A 20,887-nucleotide genomic window follows, 5' to 3' on the forward strand; every position below is an offset into this window, starting at 1 on the left:
ACCCGATCACGACGAATCGAAGGAGAACGCTGCTCATGCGCCATCACTTGTCCGCCGCCCTGGCGGTTATCGGCCTGGCTCTGGCCCCGGTGGCCCTGCAGATGCCGCAGGCCCAGGCGGCCTCCGCCGTGGGAGCCACCGCGGCCACCCAGGAAACCGCCCGTGTCATCGTGCAATACAAGACAGGCAGCAGCGTGATGCGCGCCTTGTCGGCCAGGACGGACGTGCCTGCCAACCAGCGCATTCCGCGCCATGCGGCGGCGCTGTCCGCCCGCCACGGCCTGGCGATGACCGACGGCGCGCCGGTGTCGGCCCGCTCGCAGGTCGTCTTCGCCAAGGGCATGAGTTCGGAGAAGCTCGCGGCTTTGCTGTCCAAGGATCCGGACGTCGAGTTCGCCGAGCCTGACCACAAGCGCCGCATCCAGGCCGTGTCGGCGCCGAATGACCCGTTGTACCCCGGCGCTCAGCCGGTGACCACGCCGACGGTGGGCCAGTGGTACCTGCGTGCGCCGGATGCGACGATCCCGGCAGGCATCAATGCCATCGGTGCCTGGAACACCACCATGGGCACATCCACCGTGGTGGTGGCGGTGCTGGACACCGGCGTGCGCTTCGAGCATCCCGACCTGCGCGGCAAGCTGCTGCCGGGCTACGACATGATCGCCGACCACGGCGACAACCTGGCGCATGCAAACGACGGCAACGGCCGCGACGCCGACCCGTCCGACCCGGGCGACTGGGTCACCGAGACGGAGGCGAACGATCCGTCCGGCACGTTCTACCAATGCACGACGCCCGACAGCTCCGGCCACTACCCGGCCGAGAACAGCAGCTGGCACGGCACGCAGGTGGCCGGCATCATCGGCGCGGCCACCAACAACTCGATCGGCATGGCCTCGGTGGGCCGCAACGTGATGGTCCTGCCCGTGCGCGTGCTGGGCAAGTGCGAGGGCTACGACTCCGACATCCAGGCCGGCATGCAGTGGGCAGCGGGGATTTCAGTGCCGGGGGTGCCGGACAACACCACGCCGGCCAAGGTCATCAATATGAGCCTGGGCGGTGGCACCGGTTGCACCGGCGCCTACCAGTCGGTGGTGGACCAGGTCCTCGCGCGCGGCGTCACCATCGTGGCCTCTGCCGGCAACGAGGGCCTGGCCGTCGCGGCGCCGGCGGGCTGCTCCGGCGTGGTGGCCGTCGCCGGTGTGCGCCAGCTGGGCACCAAGGTGGGCTACTCCAGCCTCGGGCCGGAGGTTGCCCTCAGCGCGCCTGCGGGCAACTGCGTGAACGACACCGGCGCCTGCCTGTACCCCCTCGCGACCACCGTCAACACCGGCACGACGACGCCGCGCTTCAGCACCTACAGCGACAGCTTCAACACGTCGCTGGGCACCAGCTTCTCCTCGCCGCTGGTGGCGGGCACGGCGGCGCTGATGCTCTCGGTCAACCCGGCGCTCACACCGGCACAGGTGCGCAGCGAGTTGCGCAGCTCCGCGCGCGCCTTCCCGACCACCTCGACCACGCCCGGCGTGACGCAGTGCCAGGCGCCCAGCGCCACGCCGCAGAACAGCGAGTGCATCTGCACGACCAGCACCTGCGGCGCGGGCCTGCTGGATGCGTCTGCCGCGGTGGCAGCGGCGGTGGCGGCACGTGGCACTGCGGCACCGACGGTCACTCTCCAGTCCACGGCCGATGAAACGATGGCCGGGACCAACGTGACGCTGGACGGCAGCGGCACGCAGGCGCCCACCGGGCGGACCGTGGCGGCCTACGCCTGGGCGATCAGCGGCACGGGTGCCACGCTCTCTGGTCCTCTGACTGGCTCGTCAGTGACGCTGGTGCCCACCGCGGCCGGCACGGTGACGGTCACGCTGACGGTGACCGACAGCATCGGCGCCAGCAGCACGGCGAGCAAGAACATCACCATCGCGGCAGGGCCGACGGCCCTGTTCTCCGCGTCGGCCAGCAGCACCACGGCAGGCACGGCGGTGTCCCTGGATGCCACGGCATCGACGGCAGCCGGCGGTCGCACCATCACGAGCTACCAGTGGAGCCTCGTGGCGGGCTCGGCCGCGGCGACGCTGTCGCCGACCACCGGATCGTCGGTGACGGTCACGCCCACGGCCAGCGGAACCGTCACCGTGCAGCTGACGGTGACCGACAGCGGCGGCGCGACGGCCAGCACCACTTCGTCGATCACCGTGAGCGGTGGATCATCGGGTGGTGGCGGCGGCGGTGGTGGCGGCGCCTTGGGCCTGGGCTGGCTGGTGGCCCTGGCCGCCGCGGTGGTGGGCGTGGCACGCACGCGCCGGCAGTCTGCCCAGTGACGTGAGATGACCTGACCCAAGACCCCGGCTTCGCGCCGGGGTTTTCTTTTTCAGCGTTCGCTGCCCGGCGAGCAGGCTGCGAACCCGCGGCCCAGCGCGTCACCATGCAGCGCCGACACCTTGGCCGACAAGTCTGCATCGGCGCGCGTCACGCGCAGCATGTGCTGCACGCTGGCCTTGACCATCTCCTGAAGGTGGCCGGTGCGCACGCCGTGGTCGCTCAGGCGCTGCAGGGCGGCATCGGCCGCCTCGCGCGTGGGGAAGCTGCCCAGCGACAAGCCGGGCTCCAGCACGGCGGGGCTGGTCACTTCCTCGAAGGGCACCTTCATCCGGGTCAGTTCCTGTTCCTTCTTCTGCTGCGCCTCGCGGTTGGCGTAGCGGCCCATGTAGATGATCCAGCGCCCCTGCGTCTGCTTTGTGGTGCGCACCCAGCTGCCAGCGGGCAGCGCCGGCTTGAGCACCGATTCGGCCGCGGCGATGGTGTTGTCGTCGAAGGGGCCGGCCTCCAGGCACAGCAGGCTGGACTCGGCCGCGCTGGCCGCAGCCGCCACCGCCTGCGGCGTGAGGATGTGCACCGTCTCGGCCTTGACCTGCTTGAGCAGCCGCTCGGGTTCGCGGTCGCCGCGGGCCTTGATGCCCACGAGCCCGTCCACCCAGCCTTGCGACCAGACGTAGAAGCCGATGTTCGCCACCAGCAGCAAGCCGACCAGCAGCCTCAGCACTGCGCGCCCCGCTGCGGGTCCAGGCGGACGCTGACTTCGCCGCTGCCGACCTCGCGCACGCCGTGCTCGGTGCGCACGAGCAGCGAGCCGTCCGGGCCCAGTCCGGCGGCGATGCCTTCGGGCACCTCGGGATGCGTGGTGATCACCGCGCGGCCGAACAGCATGTCGCGCGCGGCGAAGGCTTCGGCGAAGCCGGCAAACCCTTCGCGCTCGAAGCGGCGCAGGGCATCCACCAGTGGCTTGGCCACGCGTGCCAGCGTGGCCGGTGCCGTGGCCGCAGGGTCGATCTCCTGCAGGCAGGCGTAGCCGGTGGTGACCTCGCTGGCGGTGGTGGACATGGGCATGATGTTCAGCCCCACGCCGATGACCGCCAGCCGCCGCGACCCGGCCGCCACCGTCTCGATGAGGATGCCGCCCAGCTTGCGCCCGCCGCCCTGGCCGTCGAGCAGCCACAGGTCATTGGGCCACTTCACGCCGATGCGCTTGCCGGCCCGGTCGGCGGCGTCGCCGGCCGGATCCAGCGCCTGCGCGAGGGCCACGCCCACAGCCAGCGACAGGCCCGACCAGTCCTTGGGCGACAGCGGCAGGGCGAGCGAGAAGGTGAGCGATGCACCCGGCGCCGCCTGCCACACCCGGCCCTGGCGGCCGCGGCCGTGGGTCTGGTGCTCGGCCACCAGCAGGCAGGGCTGCAAGTCGGCGGCGCGGCGTCCGAAAGCGGTGCTCTCCACGCTGCGGCGCACCTGCACGTCGCCTTCTTCGGATGGCGGCGTGACGATGCGTGCGCGCTCCAGCAGCGCCGTGTTGGTGGACGAGATTCGCGCCACCACCTCGACACTCAGCCCCGGCAGCTGGGGTGTCAGCTGCTCCCACAGGGCTTCGGCGCCCCAGCGAAGGGGGTGGTCTGGCATGAGCGGTGGAATCGGTATCAGCGTTTGGGAGACAACATGGTGCCACGGCACTTCTTGCTGCCGCAACGACATTCGTACTGCTTCTTCAGCTTGGGCGTATAGCGCTCGTCGATGATGAGCCCGTAGTCGTAGAACAGCTCTTCGCCCGGCTTGAGCGTGCGCAGCGACTTGATGAAGATGCGCCCGTCGATCTCGTCGGCCTCGCAGTTCGGCTCGCAGGCGTGGTTGATCCAGCGTGCCGCATTGCCGCCGTACTTCGCGTCGATGACGTTCTTGTCGTCGACGTGGAAATAGAAGGTGTGGTTCGGGTCCTTCGGGTCGTGCGGATGCCGCCGCAGCGCCTCGGGCCAGGAGATGACCTCGCCCTTGTATTCGATGATCACGTCGCCCTTGGGGATGGCCGCCACTGCGAACACCCCCTTGCCGTGCACGCCGGAGCGCCTCACCTGGATGCGACGGCCCGCCGCCGATGCGGGCTTGGGGGCAGTCTTGGAACTCGGGGTCTTGGCGGCCTTCGCTTGCGTCATCGACTTCTTTGGGTACATTGAATTGGTGGGCGCGCGCGCGTGCGTGCACGCGCGAGACGCCCGGATTGTATTGATGCTTGGTGAGCCGCCACGGCGGAGCACCAGAAAAAACGTATGAGCAAGACACTGATCATTGCGGAAAAGCCTTCGGTGGCGCAGGACATCGTCCGTGCGCTCACGCCTGTCGTGGGCAAGTTCGACAAGTCCACCGAGTACTTCGAGAACGACACGCACATCGTCACTTCGGCGGTGGGCCACCTGGTGGAGATCAAGGCGCCGGAGGAATACGACGTCAAGCGCGGCAAGTGGAGCTTTGCCAACCTGCCCGTCATCCCGCCGCATTTCGACCTCTCGCCCATCGACAAGGCCAAGACCCGGCTGAATGCGGTGGTCAAGCTGGTCAAGCGCAAGGACGTGACCGCGCTCATCAACGCCTGTGACGCGGGACGCGAAGGGGAACTGATCTTCCGCCTCATCGTGCAGTACGCGGGCACGGCGAAGACGCCGGTCAACAAGCCCATCAAGCGGCTGTGGCTGCAGAGCATGACGCCGCAGGCCATCCGCGACGGCTTCGAGCATCTGCGCAGCGACAAGGACATGCTGGGCCTGTCGGACGCCGCGCGCAGCCGCAGCGAGGCCGACTGGCTGGTGGGCATCAACGGCACGCGTGCGATGACCGCCTTCAATTCGCGCGATGGCGGCTTCTTCCTCACCACGGTCGGCCGGGTGCAGACGCCCACGCTGTCCATCGTGGTCGAGCGAGAAGAGAAGATCCGCAAGCACGTGCCGCGCGACTACTGGGAAATCAAGGGCCACTTCGCCGCCGAGGCCGGCGAGTACGAGGGCAAGTGGTTCGACCCCAAGTGGAAGAAGAACCCTGACGACCCCGAGCAGCGTGCCGACCGTGTCTGGAACGAGCAGGATGCGCAGGCCGTCGCCCAGGCCTGCCGCGGCCAGCCCGCATCGGTCACCGAAGAGGCCAAGCCCAGCACGCAAAGTTCGCCGGGCCTGTACGACCTCACCACCTTGCAGCGCGAGGCCAACTCGCGCTTCGGCTTCTCGGCCAAGACCACGCTGAGCATCGCGCAGGCGCTGTACGAGAAGCACAAGGTGCTCACCTACCCGCGGACCGACAGCAAGCACCTGCCTGAAGACTATGTCAGCGTGGTGAAGCAGACGATGAAGATGCTGTCGGAGGAGGACCTGCCCGGCCCGCTGGCATCACTCTCGGTGCACGCGAAGAAGGCGACCGACGAGGGTTACGTCAAACCCAACAAGCGCATCTTCGACAACGCCAAGGTGTCGGACCACTTCGCCATCATTCCCACGCTGCAGGCGCCCAAGAGCCTGACCGAGATCGAGGCCAAGCTCTACGACATGGTGGTCAAGCGCTTCCTGGCGGTGTTCTTTCCGCCGGCGGAGTTCATGGTCACCACCCGCATCAGCACGGTGAAGGCCGGTGCGGTGAGCCACAGCTTCCAGACCAACGGCAAGGTGATGGTCAAGCCCGGCTGGCTCGCCGTGTACGGCCGCGAGGCGCAGGAAGACGATGCCAATCTCGTGGCGGTCAAGGCCGGCGAGATGGTGCGCACCGAGGCGGTGGACGTGAACGCGCTGCGCACCAAGCCGCCCGCGCGCTACACCGAGGCGACGCTGCTGTCGGCCATGGAAGGCGCGGGCAAGCTCATCGACGACGACGAGCTGCGCGAGGCGATGCAGGAGAAGGGCCTGGGCACGCCGGCCACGCGCGCGGCCATCATCGAAGGCCTGCTGCTCGAGAAGTACATGCACCGCGACGGCCGCGAGCTGATTCCCACCGCCAAGGCCTTCCAGCTGATGACGCTGCTGCGCGGCCTGCAGGTGGAGGAACTCACCAAGCCCGAACTCACCGGCAACTGGGAGTACCAGCTCGCCGAGATGGAGAAGGGCAAGTTGAGCCGCGACACGTTCATGGGCGAGATCGCCGCCATGACCGAGCGCATCGTCGCCAAGGCCAAGGAGTACGACCGCGACACCATCCCCGGCGACTACGCGACGCTGAAGACGCCGTGCCCCAACTGCGGCGGCGTGGTGAAGGAGAACTACCGCCGCTTCACCTGCACCGGCAAATCGGGCGATGCTGAAGGCTGCGGCTTTTCCATCAGCAAGATCCCCGGCGGCCGCAGCTTCGAGCTGGACGAAGTGGAACGCTTCCTCGCCGACAAGAAGATCGGACCGCTGGAAGGCTTCCGCTCGAAGGCCGGCTGGCCGTTCACGGCCGAGCTCAAGCTGAGCTTTGACGAAGAGATCAACAACTGGAAGCTGGAATTCGATTTTGGCGAGGACACGAAGGACGGCGAATCCGGCGAGCCGGTGGACTTCTCCGACCAGCAAAGCCTGGGCGCCTGCCCGAAGTGCAAGGGGCACGTCTACGAATACGGCACCTCGTACGTGTGCGAGCACAGCGTGGGCGCGCACGTCACCTGTGACTTCAAGAGCGGCAAGATCATCCTGCAGCAGCCCGTGGCGCGCGAGCAGATGACCAAGCTGCTCAGCGAAGGCAAGACCGACCTCCTGGAGAACTTCGTGTCCAACAAGACGCGCCGCAAGTTCAAGGCGCGCCTGGCCTACGACAAGAAAGAAGGCAAGGTGATCTTCGAGTTCGAGCCGCGGGCGGCAAAGGCGCCCGCCAAGAAGGCCGTGGCGAAGAAGACGGCGTAGCCGTCAGCGGATCACCAGGACCGGAAGGGTGGTGTGCGTGAGCACCTTCGTGGTCTCGCTGCCCACCATCCTCGACCGCGCCCCGCGCTGCCCGTGCGATGCCATCACGATGAGGTCGCAGCCGTGTTCCTGCGCGGTGTCGACGATGGCCTCGTACGGATGGTCGCTGACCCGCACGAAGGTGTCGCACAGCACGCCTTCCTCGCGTGCGGCCTTGTCGACGAAGGCCAGGAACTTCTCGGCCTGCTTGCGGCAGTCGGCCAGGAATTCCTCGCGCGTGTCCTCCAGCATGTCGGTGCGATAGGTCAGCACGTGGAATTCGGGAACCACGTGGATGCCCGTGACGCGTCCGCGGAATCCGCGCGCCAGGCGCAGGCCTTGCAGCACGGCCTTCTCCGACAAGGCCGAGCCGTCGGTGGGCAGGAGCAGATGCTTGAACATGGCGATGTCCTTTCTCCCATCGGGATCGGACCCCCTGCATCTGCGACTCTATGCCTGTCGTGATCGGTGCGCCAGTGCCCTGAACCAGGGGGCGCGGCGGCTCAGATGCAGCGCCGGTGCGCGAGCGCGGGCAGCTGCGAGCGAACCGAAGCGATTCGCGCCGGATCGAGTTCCGCCATCACCACGCCCGCGCCTTCGGGCAGCACGTTCAGCACCTCGCCCCACGGGTCGATCACCATGCTGTGGCCCCAGGTGCGGCGGCCGTTCTCGTGCGTGCCGCCTTGGGCCGGCGCGATCACGTAGCACTGGTTCTCGATGGCCCGCGCGCGCAGCAGCAGCTCCCAGTGCGCGCGGCCGGTGGTGTAGGTGAAGGCGGCGGGCACGGCGATGAGGTCGCAGGGTTTCTCTGCGCCGAAGGTGATGCGCCGGTACAGCTCGGGAAACCGCAGGTCGTAGCAGATGCTCAGCCCCACGCGCACGGAGCCGGCCTCGAAGGACATCGGCGCATCGCCCGCGCGCAGCACCCGGCCTTCATCGTAGGACTCGCGGCCGTTGTCGTAGCGGAACAGGTGCATCTTGTCGTAGCGCGCGGCCAGGCTGCCGTCGGGCGCGTAGACGCAGTTGGCGTTCATCACGTAGTCGGGGTCGCCGCTGCGGATGGGCAGCGTGCCGCCCATCACCCACACGCCGTGCTGCTTCGCGGCGTCCGACAGCATCTGCTGGATGGGCCCGTCGCCCGGCGCTTCGGCGATGGCGAGCTTGTCGCGGTCGGTTGCGCCCATGAAGCAGAAGTACTCGGGCAGGCCGACGAGCTTCGCGCCATCGGCAGCGGCCTGGTCGATGAGGCGGCGCGCGGTGGCGAGGTTGTCGTCCACGCGCGGGGTGGACACCATCTGCAAGGCGGCGATCTTCATGCCGCCCATCATCACCGTTTCACCTGCTCGTTGCCGGCGGCAGCCTCGATGTCCGGGACCACGGCGCCGGTTTTGCGGTCCACGCGGTCCACCTTCGGATCCGACCAGGGGCCGGTCACGTGGAACTCGCGCGTACCGGCCTGTGTGAGCGGCTTGCGCAGGAAGACCTGGGCCAGGAAGGTGCCCAGGCCGATGGCCGGGTTGATGGCCGCATAGGCCAGCGAGGCCGTGCCCGCGTTGATCTCCGGCACCACCACCACCCGCAGGTCCTGCGTCTCGCGCTCCACGTCGGCACTGCCTTCCATCAGCACCGCGGCCTGCACGCCGCGCATGCGCAGGTTGTTGGTGTGGGCCACGCCTTCCTTGATGGTCACGTCGCCGGTGATGTTGTCGAAGGCGAAGCCTTCCTGGAAGAGGTCGCGGAAGTCCAGCGCCAGCCGCCGGGGCAGCGACTGCAGGCTCAGCACGCTCAACAAGCGCGCCGCACCCGGCTGCACCTTGAGGAACTGCCCGGCATCGATGGCCACGTTCACCTGGCCGGTCATGCTCGGGTAGTCCAGCGACAGCGGCGACCCGAGCCACGACACCTGACCTGCGAGGCTGCCCTTGCCGCCGCGCACCGCCTTGGCCGTGCCCAGGCGGTCGAGGAAGGCGCCGCTGTCGGACAGGTCCAGCTTGAAGTTGAGGATGGCGCGGCGTCGCGCGGCATTGCTGGACGGAATCCACTGCCCGTTGGCCACGAACTTCGCCTCGGGCGTGGTCATCGCCAGACGCGTGAGCCGCCATTCGCGGAAGGCGTCCTTGCCCTCGCCGTTGATGCGGTTCTGCGCCTCGATCTCGACCTTGCCCAGGCGCTTGCCGCGCAGGTCCAGGTCGTCGATGACGACGTCCAGCGCCGGCACGCTGGAGGCCTGCTGGTCCAGCAGCGACTCCACGCTGTCGGCCTCGCCCTTGGGCAGTGACAGCCGCGACAGCCGGGCGTACACGCGGCCGGCGCCGCCGCTGTTCGGCCCGCGTCGGGCAGGCCGGTATTCCATGTATCCGTTGAGCTGCTCGGCGTCGATGTTGGCGCGCCACAAGGCGTCTTCCTGCGATGCGCCGGCCGTGACCTTGTTGAGCTTGCGCGAGCCGGTCGTCAGCTCCTGCGCCCGCACGGCGATGCTGCTGGGCGCGTAGCTGCTGCCAGCCGTCTCGGCGGCCGCCTGCGCGGCGCCCGCGATCTTGTTGCCCACCGCTTCCCAGGCATCGAGGTTCAGCGCGTTCACGCTGATGTTGGCGGCCACGCCGGCGGCCGGCACGGGCGCCGCTTCCATCACGCCGATGCCGCCGCGGATCACGTGCACCTGGTCGCCCGACACATCGCGCAGGTAGCTCGCATTGACCACGCTGCCCAGGTCGAAGCGCAGGGTGTCGCGCAGGGCCTGTCCGGGCGCCAGGGACTCAGGCACCAGCGCGTTCACGTAGCGCAGCGCCATGGCTGACTCGGCACTCTTGCGCAGCGGTGCAGGCAGGTCTGACGCCAGACCCACGAGGCTGCTGCTGATGTTCAGCTCAGGGTGGCCGCGCGTCACCGCGAGCGTCATGCGGTAGCCGGCCTGCCCGCTGAGCGACGAGGCCAGGCGTGACAGCGCGCCCAGCTCGCCCGCACGCCGCAGCCCGTCGGCCGTGGCCACGCCCTGGCCGGTGATGCGCACCGAGCCGTCGGGCTGCATCCCGCCTTCGAAGGTCGCGTCGCCGCCGAGCACGCGAGCCGATCCACCCGCGATGCCGAAGCCCTTTTGCGTGAAGTCCACGCGGGCCTTGGCGTTCTGCATCAGCGGCGTGTCCGGCGCGATGCGCACGTCGTTGCCGGCCAGGGTCATGCTGCCCTTGACCGTGGTCTTGTCGGCGTCGTACAGCGGGATCGACAAGGCCAGCTTCAGGTCGGCCAGGCCTGTGCCCGTGCTCTGCGCCAGCGCCTTGTTCGTCCAGCCGCCGATGGGCGATGCGTTCACGTAGCGCAGCATGTCCTGCATGGGGCCGCGGGCCGTGCCGTCCAGCGTGAGCACGGATTTGTCCGACAGGCTGCGGATGCCGCCCTGCACCTTGTTCAGGTCCACGCCGAAGACCCTGGCCTGCGCGTTGCGGATCTCCATGCTCGCGCGGTCGAAGATCAGCTCGCCCTTCATCTTGCTGAAGGGCGGCCAGGGCGACTCGTAGGCCGCCCGCGTGCCGCTGGCCGGCAGGCTGGGCACGTAGGCGAAGTTGACGTCCTCCACGTGGCCGGCAATGCGGAACTCGCCGTCCTTGAGGTTGCGTGCGCTGTGGAAGGGGAAGTCCCAGAGGTCGCCCTTGACCCGCACCGTCATGTTGCTCACGGTGCCGCTCTTCACGGCATGGGTCACGTACAGACGCGTGTCTTCCGGGATGCCCAGCGGCAGGTAGCGCGCCACGCTGGTGGCCTGGGCGTGCGAGACCTTGCCGTTGATCTCGAGCAGACCCGGGTAGCGTCCGCCGCGGCCGAAGCCCTCACCCGTGCCGGTGGCCCAGCTGCCGTTCAGGTCGCCTTGCATGTCGGCGTTGACGAACTTCAGGTCCTTCACGCTGAGCGCGACGTGCGAGGGCTGGCCGGCCGCCTTGGGCGGCTCGAAGTGCCAGTTGAGCATGGCGTTCATCTGCGTGAGCGGCACCGTCGGCTGCTCGAACACGCCGGGAAGGTCGATCTCGCCGCTGCTCATGCTGAGCCTGGCGTCGCCGCCCTTTTCCGAGGCATTGAGCGAGATGGTGGCGTTGCGCAAGCCGGGCCGGCCGACGGCGGTGGGCTCGGACGCCGCCTTGGCCGCGAGCGCGAGGCCCGCCAGCTGGCCCTTGACCTGGTAGGTGGCCGGCGCATCGAGCGCGCCGGTCCAGCGGGCGGAGAGGTCGCTTGCCACGCCTTTCGGGTCCAGCTCGGCCAGCAGCTTGCGCACGGCGTCGCCCAGCGGCACCCGCGTGGCGATCTGCGCCATCAGGGCCAGGTCCAGCCGCTGCGCGGTGAACTCGCCGCCGCTGGCAGGCTTGCCCTCGGGCTGGTTCCAGCGCAGGGCCAGGTCGCTGCGCGGCCAGCGGATGCCGTCGCCGGTGACGAAGCCGAACTGTTGTGCCGTCACCGTGAAGCCGTCCGTGCCGCGGTGGCCGGCCAGGCGGCCTTCGATCTGCTCCACCGACAGCGGCTCCACGTTCGAGGCCAGCCGCAGCGTCACCTCGCGCAGGGCCACGTCCACGGTGGCCCCTTCGACCTTGCCGTCGCGCACCTCCATCCAGCCGCGCAGGGCACCGTCGCCCTCGCTCAGCTCGAAGGGCAGCTTCACGTGCTGACGCAGCTGGCTCACGTCGGCGCGTGGCAGTTGGGCAAAGAGGAGGCCGCTCCAGCGGTTCCAGTCGCCGCTGTCGGTCAGCAGCGGCTGGGTGAAGCGCCCGCGCAGCGAGAAGCGGTCGCCCCATTCGGCCGGCGGCGTGGCGTCCATGCGCATCTCGTGGCTGCGCAGGCCGTTGCGGATGACCACCTCCACCTCGCGCAGCGAGAGCGCCGGTGCGTTCCTCTGCTCGTCCGTCCAGGTGAGCGAGCCGCTGCGGATGACGAATTCGCGCTGGCTGAAGAACCAGTTGGCCGCGGCGTTGTCGCCGGTGCCCGGGCCGTTCATGTCCAGGCCCGCCACGAAGATGTGGCCCTGCGCGTCGCGCCGCACCTCCAGGTGCGGGCTGTCGATGAAGAGCTGGTCGAAGCGCAGCTCCAGCGCGAACATGGACCGTGCCGACACCGACGCGACCACCCGCGGCAACTCCAGGGCGGCGCGGCCCTGCCTGTCCTGCAGCACCACGCCGCGCAGTTCGAGTGAGGGTATCCACCCACTCGATCGCACGCTGATGTTGCCAATTCGCACCGGAACCCCGAGTGCGGTGCTCGCCCTCTGCTCGATCTCGGGTCGCCACTGCTGGATGTGCGGCAAAATCCCCCAGTGAAGTGTCAGCCAGGCGACTAGCAATAAGCTCCACGCCGCAATGACCAGTCCCGTCAGCACCCGCGCCAGCCAGCGCAAACGCCGCGTCACCAGGGCGCGTCGGCTGAGCGGCGCTGAACTGGCGGAAGTGACAGGCGCAACGATGGACATGAACGAGTTGGGAAGCCGGCAACGGCCAGATCAGTGGACGGCGAAACGCCGGAATCGATGGGCATTGTCGCCCGTCCGGCGCGTCGCCTGAACCGCGACCGGCCTAGCAAAGACCCCCGGATGTTCCATGGGTTCCCTGCCTGACATTCCGCTACAAGACACCCCGCTGTCGGTGGATTCCACGCCACCCGACGCTGCCCCTGCGGCTGCCCGCGCCGACCACAGCCGCTTCGTGCAGCGAATCCGCCGCCGCTATGCGCAGGAGCTGCCGCTGCTGCCCGAAGGCCTGCCGCGGCGCGGCACCATCACCGCGCTGGTCGAGCTGCTGCTGTCCACCGGCCGCCCGCTGAAGACCGCGCTGCGCGTGGCCCGGCAGCTGGTGCTCGAACGCCTGGCCGTGCTCGACATCGAGCAGGGCGCGCGCATGGAAGACATCACCCTGGCCATGACCGAGCTGGCCGAGGCCACGCTGGACCTGGCCCTGGCGCATGCCCGCATCGAGCTGGATGCGAAGTACGGCGAGCCGCTGAACGAGGCGGGCCAGCGCATCGATTTCTGGGTCGTGGGCATGGGCAAGCTGGGCGCGCGCGAGCTCAACGTGTCCTCCGACATCGACCTCATCTACGTCTACGAGGAAGCCGGCCAGACCACCGGGCCGCAGCAGGTGTCGGCGCACGAGTACTTCTCTCAGCTGGCGCGCGGCCTGTACAGCCTGATCGGCGACACGACGGAAGACGGCTTCGTCTTCCGCGTGGACCTGGCGCTCCGCCCCAACGGCAACTCCGGCCCGCCGGTGGTGAGCCTGGCGATGCTGGAAGAGTATTTCCAGGTGCAGGGCCGCGAATGGGAACGCTTTGCCTGGCTCAAGAGCCGGGTGGTCGCGCCGCTGGCCAGCGTGCGCAACGGCCGGGCGCTGGCGCTGCGCTCCATGGTCACCGCCTTCGTGTACCGCCGCTACCTCGACTACGGCGTGTTCGAGGGCCTGCGCCAGCTGCACCGCAAGGTGCGCGACGAGGCCCAGCGCCGTGCGGCGGGACGCCCCGAGCGGGCCAACGACGTGAAGCTCTCGCGCGGCGGCATCCGCGAGATCGAGTTCATCGTGCAGCTGCTGCTGGTGGTGCGCGGCGGGCAGTTCCCCGAGATCCGCACCCGCTCCACGCTCAAGGCACTGGACAAGCTCGCCGCCGGCGGCCTGATGAAGCCCGAAAGCGCGAAGCGCCTGGCCGACGCCTACACCTTCTTGCGCCGGGTGGAGCACCGCATCCAGTTCCTGGACGACCAGCAGACGCACCTGCTGCCCACGGTGGACGGCGACCTGACCTGGATCGCCGCCAGCATGGGCCTGTCGTGCAATGCCGACGCCTGCGAGCTGCTGGACGGCCTGTGCGAGACGCGCGAATACGTCGCCACCGAATTCGATGCGCTGCTGCACGACGGCCAGTCGCCCAAGCCGGCGGGCAACGGCGGCTGCAAGAGCTGCGGCCCGGCGCCCCAGCCGGTGGACAGCGAAGGCTTCGTCGAGCGCCTGCCGCCCACGCTGGGCCAGCGGGTCAAGCGCTGGGCCGAGCAGCCGCGCATCCAGAACCTGCGCGATGACAGCAAGCTGCGCCTGGCCAAGCTCATTGGCCGCGCGGCCATGGCGGTGCAGGACGGCCGCTGCACCATGGACGCGGCGGTGCGCTTCGTCGACTGGCTGGAGCCGCTGCTGCGGCGCGAGAGCTACCTCGCCTTGCTGGTGGAGCGGCCCGAGGTGCACAACCGCCTGCTGCGGCTGCTGGGCCTGGCGCGCTGGCCGATCCGCTACCTGATGCTGCATCCGGGCGTCATCGACGAGCTGGCCGATGAGCGCCTGCTGCACGGCCGCTTCGACCCGGCCGAATACATCGGCGACCTCGATGCCCGGCACAAGGCCTGGGAACGCTCCGGCCAGGCGGACGAGGAATCGCTGCTGGACACCATCCGCCGCGCCCACCATGCGGAGGTCTTCCGCACCCTGGTGCGCGACGTCGAGGGCCACATCACCGTCGAGCAGGTGGCCGACGACCTGTCGGCGCTGGCCGATGCGACGCTCCAGTGCAGCATCCGCTGGGCCTGGTCGCACCTGAAGCAGCGGCACCGCGACGAGCCGCACCTGGCCATCGTGGCCTACGGCAAGCTGGGCGGCAAGGAACTGGGCTACGGCAGCGACCTGGACGTCGTCTTCCTCTACGACGACGAGGATGAGCGCGCCCCCGAGGTCTACGGTGCCTTCGTGCGCAAGCTCATCAACTGGCTCACGCTGCGCACCGCGGCGGGCGAGCTGTTCGACATCGACACCGCGTTGCGGCCCAACGGCAACTCCGGACTGCTCGTGTCCACCGTGGACAGCTACGAGAAATACCAGACCGGCCGCGGCAGCAACACCGCGTGGACCTGGGAGCACCAGGCGCTCAGCCGCGCGCGCTGGTGCGCGGGTTTCGCGGAGATCGGACCGCGCTTCGAATCCGTGCGCCGGGCTGTGCTGTCGGCCGGACGCGATGCGGCGGCCTTGCGCGCCGAGGTGCAGGCCATGCGCGAGAAGGTGCGCGCGGCTCATCCAGTGAAGGGCGAACTTTTCGACGTGAAGCACAGCGCCGGCGGCATGATGGACGTGGAGTTCGCGGTGCAGGTGCTCGTGCTGGCGCACAGCGGCGCGCATCCGCAGCTGTTGGACAACGTGGGCAACATCGCGCTGCTGCAACGTGCGGAAGCTGCCGGGCTGCTGCCGCAGGGCGTGGGCATTGCGGCAGCAGATGCCTACCGCGAGCTGCGCCGCTCGCAGCACCGGGCACGGCTGGACGAGCAGCCCACGCAGGTGGAGCCGGCGTCCATGGCCGTCCAGTGCGCGGCCGTGAAGGCGCTGTGGAAAGCGGTGTTTGGCTGAACGGCCCATCGCGAGCGGCTGGGCCTGGACTGCGCTGGCGCTGACCCTGGTCTTCGGCGCCGTGCTGCTGTGGCCGGTGCCGCATGAACTCATCGACTGGCAACCCGGACTGTGGCTGCGGCAACCGTGGCGCATGGTCACGGCGGTCTTCGTCCACTACAGCGCCCTGCACCTCGCGGCCAACCTGGCCGGTGGCGTGCTCGTGAGCGCGCTGGGCCATGCGGCGCGGGTTCCCGTGCGCAGCGTGGTCGCGTGGCTGGTGGCGTGGCCGCTCACGCAGCTGGGTCTGTTGATTCAACCCGAGTTGATCCACTACGGCGGGCTCTCCGGCGTGCTGCATGCGGGCGTCGCGGTGGTGGCGGTGCATCTGCTCGTGTCAGGCCCCGTGAACCAGCGGCGCATCGCGGCGGTGATGCTCGCGGTGCTGGCCGCCAAGGTGCTGCATGAAGCGCCCTGGCAGGGCGCCTTGCAGCAGCGCGAAGGCTGGGACATCGCCGTCGCTCCGCTGGCCCATGCGACGGGAGCCTTCGGCGGGGCGATCTGCGCAGCGCTCGCGGAGTGGGGCCATCGTGCGCGCTCCTAACATCCGCCGATGACTCAACGCAAGGCGCATCTCGATGCCGTGGCGGTGGTGAGCCTCGTGGGCTGCTGCTTCCTGTGGGGCTTGAACCAGGTGGCGGCCAAGGCCGCGCTGCCCGAAGTGCCTGCGCTGCAGCAGGCCGCGGTGCGCTCGCTGGGTGGCGCCTTGCTGGTGTGGCTGTGGGCGGCATGGCGCGGGCTGCCGCTGTTCGAGCGCGACGGCACCCTGCCCGGCGGATTGCTGGCAGGCCTGCTGTTCGCCACCGAGTTCGCCTGCATCTTCCTCGGCCTGCAGTTCACCACCGCGTCGCGCATGGTGGTGTTCATCTACCTCTCGCCTTTCGTGGTGGCGATGGGCATGCCCTTCATCGCCCATGCAGAGCGCCTGTCGCGCCTGCAGATGGCCGGGCTCGTCGGTGCCTTTGCCGGGGTGGCCTGGGCCTTCGCTGAAGGTTTCAGCCAGCCGGCCGCGGGCGACCGGCAATGGATCGGCGATGCCCTGGGCGTGGCCGCCGGCGTGCTCTGGGGCGCGACCACGCTGGCCATCCGCGGCAGCCGGCTCACGGCCGCGGGCGCCGAGAAGACCCTGCTCTATCAACTGGCGATTTCCGGCGTGATGCTCGCGCTCGCCGCCTTGCTCTCCGGCCCGGCGCTGCCGCGTTCGCTGTCGCTGGTGGCGTGGTCCTCGCTCGCCTTCCAGATCGTCATCGTGAGCTTCGCGAGCTACCTGCTGTGGTTCTGGCTGGTGCGCCACTACCCGGCCACCCGGCTGGCGTCGTTCACGCTGCTCACGCCGGTGTTCGGGCTGCTTCTGGGCTCGATGATGCTGCACGAGCCCATCACCACGCGGCTGATGGTCGCGCTCGTCGCGGTGGCCGTTGGCATCGTCATCGTCAACCGGCCGACAACCAGCCGATGAGGGCGTCATGAACCTCGCGCTCAGCTTCGCCATCCGCATCGGCATCTGCCTGGTGGTGTCGTGGATCGGCTGGCGCCTTGGCGGCCCCTACGGCCTGGGCAGCAGCCTGGCCCTGTACGGTGTGCTGCTGGCGCATCCGCTGGTGGAGCTGGTTGGCGAATTGCGCGGCAAGCTGCGCGAGGAGGCGTTCCGGCCCGTCGAAGGCAAGTTCTGGTCGTACAAGGGCCGGCGCCTGACGGTCATCGAGGACGAGCAGTGCATCCGCTGGATCAAGGCGCTGGACGTGGCCCGCATCATCGGCGTGACGCTCAACCATGCGAGCCTCGAACAGAACCATCCGCAGGGCTACCGCCGCTTCGAGAACGTGACCTGGTTCAGCGACGAGACTTTGCTGCTGTTCCTGGCGAAGCAGTCGTCGCCCGAGGCGATCCGCTTCAGGAACTGGGTGGAAAAAGACATCGCCTTCCCGGCGCGCCGCCTGCGCGAGCGGCTGGCCGAAGTCAGCCCCGGATCTTCCTGACCAGCGAGGTCGTGGAGTAGCCATCCACGAAGGCCAGCGCCTGTGCCTGCCCGCCCCAGCTGCGCACCCACTTCGTCTCTTCCAGCGTCTCGATGTCGTAGTCGCCGCCCTTGACGTAGACCTGCGGCCGCACCAGCTTGAGCAGTTCGACCGGCGTCGACTCCTCGAACAGCGTCACCAGGCTCACGCTTTCCAGCGCGGCCAGCACGCAGGCGCGGTCGGCCTCCTGGTTGAGCGGCCGGTCCGGGCCCTTGCCCAGCGTGCGTGCCGAGGCATCGCTGTTCAGGCCGATGACGAGGCTGGCACCCAGGTTGCGCGCCTGTTCCAGGTAGCTCACGTGGCCGCGGTGGAGGATGTCGAACACGCCGTTGGTGAACACCAGGGGCTTGGGCAGTTGCGCGATGCGCTGCGCCAGTTCGGCACGCGGGCAGAGCTTGTCGAGGAGATGAGGCATTGGCGGATTGTCGCGTGGGCAACACCGCCGGGGCAACGGGGCGCATAGACTGCCGGGCATACCGACGACCCCGGAGACAGACATGATCACCCTGTGCGGCTTTTCGATCTCCAACTACTACAACAAGGTCAAGATGGTGCTGCTCGAGAAGGGCGTGCCCTTCAACGAGGAGTACGTGAAGACCGGGCTCAAGGACGAGGCCGTGCTGTCGTGCTCGCCGCTGGGCAAGATCCCGTTCATCCGCACCGAGCACGGCACGATGTGCGAGAGCCAAGCCATCTGCGACTACCTCGAAGCGGTGTACCCGACGCCGGCGCTGTACCCGGCCGACCCGTGGCAGGCGGGCAAGGTGCGCGAGCTCGTCACCTACATCGACCTGCACGTCGAACTCGTGGCCCGCGAGCTGTACCCGCAGGCCTTCTTCGGCGGCGAGAAGGACGAGCCCACCGCAGCGCGTGTGCGCCGCAAGCTGGACAAGAACATTCCTGCGCTCAAGCGGCTCTTGAAGTTCTCGCCCTACATCGCGGGCGACACCTTCACCATGGCCGACGTGGCCGCCTTCGCGAGCATTCCGCTGGTGTCGCTGGCCTGCAAGACGGTGTATGGCGAAGACCTCATCGCCGCGGCCGGCATCGACTGGAAGCCGTACAGCCAGCTCATCGGCCAGCGGGCGAGCGCGCAGCGGGTGCTGGCGGACCGCAAGGCGGCGACCGCCAAGTAGGCTCAGGCGGCGTCGACGATCGGCGCCAGCCCCGCATCCGCCACGCCCAGTGCGTGCTGTTCGCGCAGCACGCCGGCCAGCACCTGCGTGTCGCAGTACACGCGCAGCGACACCACCTTGCCCCATTTCAGCCGCAGTGCATGCACGCCCTGGTTGCCGCGCCGCGCGCCGTTCTTCAGGCTGAACTGGTCGCGCCATTCCACCAGGGCCACCGTGTTCCACGGCATGCCGCGCACGACGATGGATTCGATGTCGAAGCGCAGGTCCGGCAGCACGCGCCTGAGCCGCGCATACCAGGGCTCGATGCTGTCCATGTGATGGCGCGCGCCCGCCAGGGCGTGGTCACCGAAGAACACATGCTCCACCTGCGGCCCGAAGGACGCGAGCACGGGGCCGTGGTCGCCGCGGTTGAGCGCGGCGAAGGCGTTGCGAAGCTTTCTCTCGACGACGTAGCGGTAGATCATGCGGAGTTCTCCTTCACTGGGGACGCAGTTCGTGCTCGACGTAGGACGCGAGGTGCCGGCGCACGGCGCGCCAGGGCCAGGCGTCGCCATGCAGGTGGGTGAGCATCACCGCGCCTTCGATGCTCGCGATGAAGACCGTCGCGACCTCCTGCGCGGACACGCCCGGGCGGATCTGCCTGTCGCGCAGCCCGGCCGACACGATGCGCCGCAGCATCTCGTGCCAGGCCGACATCGCCTCGCGTGCTTTCTGGCGCATCGCCTCGTCCGCATGGTCGGACTCGATGGCGCTGTTCATGATCGGGCAGCCGCCGGGCAGCGGCAGCTCCGCCGTGTCGCCGTCGTAGCTCGCCAGCAGCGCCAGCAGCCGCTCGCAGGCGTCGGCCTTGCCGTCGATGGCGGCAAGGAAGCGGTCGCGGATCTGGCCCACCGCATGGTCGAAGGCGGCGTGCGCCAGTGCCTCCCGGCTGTCGAAATGCCGGTACAGGCCGCCCTTTTGGATGCCCGTCGCCTCGATCACCGCCGACAGCGGCGCGGCGAGGAAGCCCTGCCGGTTCATCAGCTCGGCGCTCTTGCGGACGATTTCGGCGCGGGTGCGCTCGCCTTTCGTTGGGGGACTGGTGGGTGGGTGCTCAGCCATATAAAAGATACCGATCGGTCTCTTTTCATGCTAACCCGGTCGCGCCACCAGCGCAAGTCCAAAAGCAAACGGCCCGCGCGAGGCGGGCCGTTCGACAGGGGGTTGGACAGGAGAAAGGCCGGATCAGGCCGGTTGCGCTCCGGGCGCCGGGCCGACCTTGGCCGCGATGGCGGCGGCCATTTCCTTGCGGAAGCGGTTCAGCTCCTGGACGCTGGCGAAGCTGCGCTCCATCAGCAGGCTCATGTTGTGCAGGATGCGCTCGACGACCTTGTTCTCCCAGACGGCATCGAACTGGATCTGCTTGTCCAGCCAGGCTTCCAGCCAGCTCGGGTCCGGCAGGCGGCTCTGGATGGTGTCGCGCGGGAAGAGTTTCTCGTTCACGTGCAGGTTGGTCGGGTGCAGGGCCTGCGCGGTGCGGCGGGCGCTGGCCATCAGAACGCCCACCTTGGCGAAGGCGGCCTTCGCCTCGTCGCCGAACTTCTGCATGGCACGCTTCATGTAGCGCAGGTAGGCGCCGCCGTGGCGGGCTTCGTCGCGGGCCAGCGTCTCGTAGATGGCCTTGATGACCGGCTCGCTGTGCCACTCTGCCGCGCGGCGGTACCAGTGGTTCAGGCGGATCTCGCCGCAGAAGTGCAGCATCAGCGTCTCAAGCGCCGGTGCCGGGTCGAACTCGAAGCGGATCTCGTGCAGCTCGGCCTCGGTGGGCACGAGGTCGGGGCGGAAGCGGCGCAGGTATTCCATCAGCACCAGGGAGTGCTTCTGCTCCTCGAAGAACCACACGCTCATGAACGCCGAGAAGTCGCTGTCATCGCGGTTGTCGCGCAGGAACATCTCCGTGGCGGGCAAGGCCGCCCACTCGGTGATCGCGTTCATCTTGATGGTCTGGGCCTGCTCGTCGGTGAGCATGCTCGCATCGAAGCGGTCCCAGGGAATGTCCTTGTCCATGCTCCAGCGCACGGCTTCGAGTTGCTTGAAAAGTTCGGGGTAAAGCATGGTGTGGCCTTCCAGAGGGAGAGCAATTTTAG

The 20,887-nt window shown here is 68.7% G+C and carries 17 protein-coding genes; 7 read left to right on the forward strand and 10 right to left on the reverse strand.

The genetic code is table 11. The features are described from left to right. Positions 1-35 precede the first annotated feature (35 nt). The gene (locus DZC73_RS22010; protein ID WP_124542538.1) at positions 36-2,324 is read left to right on the forward strand and encodes a S8 family peptidase; all 2,289 of its coding nucleotides are present in this window, start codon (positions 36-38) and stop codon (positions 2,322-2,324) included. A 50-nt stretch (positions 2,325-2,374) separates the two neighbouring features. Here the strand turns inward: DZC73_RS22010 and DZC73_RS22015 are convergent, their stop codons facing one another. Genes DZC73_RS22015 through DZC73_RS22025 form a run of 3 tightly spaced genes read right to left on the reverse strand, consistent with a single transcriptional unit; the run spans position 2,375 to position 4,481 of the window. Continuing rightward, on the reverse strand, positions 2,375-3,046 hold the full coding sequence (locus DZC73_RS22015) for an SPOR domain-containing protein (protein WP_124542539.1): 672 nt from the start codon (positions 3,044-3,046) through the stop codon (positions 2,375-2,377). Continuing rightward, on the reverse strand, positions 3,040-3,954 hold the full coding sequence (locus tag DZC73_RS22020) for a biotin--[acetyl-CoA-carboxylase] ligase (RefSeq protein WP_124542540.1): 915 nt from the start codon (positions 3,952-3,954) through the stop codon (positions 3,040-3,042). Before DZC73_RS22020 ends, DZC73_RS22015 begins: the two co-directional genes overlap by 7 nt. Positions 3,955-3,971: 17 nt before the next feature. Continuing rightward, a complete protein-coding gene (locus tag DZC73_RS22025) occupies positions 3,972-4,481 on the reverse strand; it encodes an SET domain-containing protein (protein ID WP_124542541.1) in 510 nt (169 codons plus the stop codon). A gap of 114 nt (positions 4,482-4,595) precedes the next feature. Between DZC73_RS22025 and DZC73_RS22030 the strand changes: the two genes are divergently transcribed. Then, on the forward strand, positions 4,596-7,181 hold the full coding sequence (locus tag DZC73_RS22030) for a DNA topoisomerase III (protein ID WP_124542542.1): 2,586 nt from the start codon (positions 4,596-4,598) through the stop codon (positions 7,179-7,181). A 3-nt stretch (positions 7,182-7,184) separates the two neighbouring features. Here the strand turns inward: DZC73_RS22030 and DZC73_RS22035 are convergent, their stop codons facing one another. From DZC73_RS22035 to DZC73_RS22045, 3 genes are all read right to left on the reverse strand, one after another. Beyond that, complete coding sequence (locus tag DZC73_RS22035) at positions 7,185-7,622, reverse strand: universal stress protein (RefSeq protein WP_124542543.1); 438 nt, start codon at positions 7,620-7,622, stop codon at positions 7,185-7,187. A 101-nt stretch (positions 7,623-7,723) separates the two neighbouring features. Next, a complete protein-coding gene (locus DZC73_RS22040; protein WP_407924122.1) occupies positions 7,724-8,545 on the reverse strand; it encodes a carbon-nitrogen hydrolase family protein in 822 nt (273 codons plus the stop codon). A 2-nt stretch (positions 8,546-8,547) separates the two neighbouring features. Next, a complete protein-coding gene (locus tag DZC73_RS22045; RefSeq protein ID WP_124542545.1) occupies positions 8,548-12,666 on the reverse strand; it encodes a YhdP family protein in 4,119 nt (1,372 codons plus the stop codon). A 127-nt stretch (positions 12,667-12,793) separates the two neighbouring features. On the opposite strand from DZC73_RS22045, the gene glnE reads away from it, so the two are divergent. From glnE to DZC73_RS22065, 4 genes are read left to right on the forward strand one after another with little or no spacing between them, the layout of a single operon-like run. Continuing rightward, complete coding sequence (gene glnE / locus DZC73_RS22050; protein WP_124542546.1) at positions 12,794-15,568, forward strand: bifunctional [glutamate--ammonia ligase]-adenylyl-L-tyrosine phosphorylase/[glutamate--ammonia-ligase] adenylyltransferase; 2,775 nt, start codon at positions 12,794-12,796, stop codon at positions 15,566-15,568. After that, positions 15,561-16,151 carry a rhombosortase gene (rrtA, locus tag DZC73_RS22055; protein ID WP_124542547.1) on the forward strand — a complete coding sequence of 197 codons (591 nt, stop codon included), beginning with the start codon at positions 15,561-15,563 and terminating at the stop codon, positions 16,149-16,151. The genes glnE and rrtA overlap by 8 nt, the downstream gene beginning before the upstream one ends. A 9-nt stretch (positions 16,152-16,160) precedes the next feature. Next, entirely contained in the window at positions 16,161-17,066 is a 906-nt protein-coding gene (locus DZC73_RS22060) for a DMT family transporter (RefSeq protein ID WP_124542548.1), read from the forward strand. A gap of 7 nt (positions 17,067-17,073) precedes the next feature. Then, positions 17,074-17,586: a BRO-N domain-containing protein gene (locus DZC73_RS22065; protein ID WP_124542549.1), complete on the forward strand. Its 513-nt coding sequence runs from the start codon at positions 17,074-17,076 to the stop codon at positions 17,584-17,586. Here DZC73_RS22065 and rfaE2 read toward each other — a convergent pair. Continuing rightward, on the reverse strand, positions 17,567-18,040 hold the full coding sequence (gene rfaE2, locus DZC73_RS22070; protein WP_124542550.1) for a D-glycero-beta-D-manno-heptose 1-phosphate adenylyltransferase: 474 nt from the start codon (positions 18,038-18,040) through the stop codon (positions 17,567-17,569). The genes DZC73_RS22065 and rfaE2 overlap by 20 nt on opposite strands. 82 nt (positions 18,041-18,122) lie before the next feature. On the opposite strand from rfaE2, the gene DZC73_RS22075 reads away from it, so the two are divergent. Next, positions 18,123-18,761, forward strand: a complete 639-nt coding sequence (locus tag DZC73_RS22075; RefSeq protein ID WP_124542551.1) for a glutathione S-transferase family protein — start codon at positions 18,123-18,125, stop codon at positions 18,759-18,761. Between the two features lie 2 nt (positions 18,762-18,763). Here DZC73_RS22075 and DZC73_RS22080 read toward each other — a convergent pair whose 3' ends face one another. From DZC73_RS22080 to DZC73_RS22090, 3 genes are all read right to left on the reverse strand, one after another. Then, a complete protein-coding gene (locus DZC73_RS22080) occupies positions 18,764-19,225 on the reverse strand; it encodes a nuclear transport factor 2 family protein (RefSeq protein WP_161974698.1) in 462 nt (153 codons plus the stop codon). Positions 19,226-19,238: 13 nt separating this feature from the next. Further along, positions 19,239-19,862 carry a TetR/AcrR family transcriptional regulator gene (locus DZC73_RS22085; protein ID WP_124542553.1) on the reverse strand — a complete coding sequence of 208 codons (624 nt, stop codon included), beginning with the start codon at positions 19,860-19,862 and terminating at the stop codon, positions 19,239-19,241. A 123-nt stretch (positions 19,863-19,985) separates the two neighbouring features. Next, a complete protein-coding gene (locus DZC73_RS22090; protein ID WP_124542554.1) occupies positions 19,986-20,855 on the reverse strand; it encodes a ferritin family protein in 870 nt (289 codons plus the stop codon). Positions 20,856-20,887: the final 32 nt, after the last annotated feature.

The sequence above is a fragment of the Rhizobacter terrae genome (genome assembly GCF_003852895.1).
GTDB lineage: Bacteria > Pseudomonadota > Gammaproteobacteria > Burkholderiales > Burkholderiaceae_C > Albitalea > Albitalea terrae.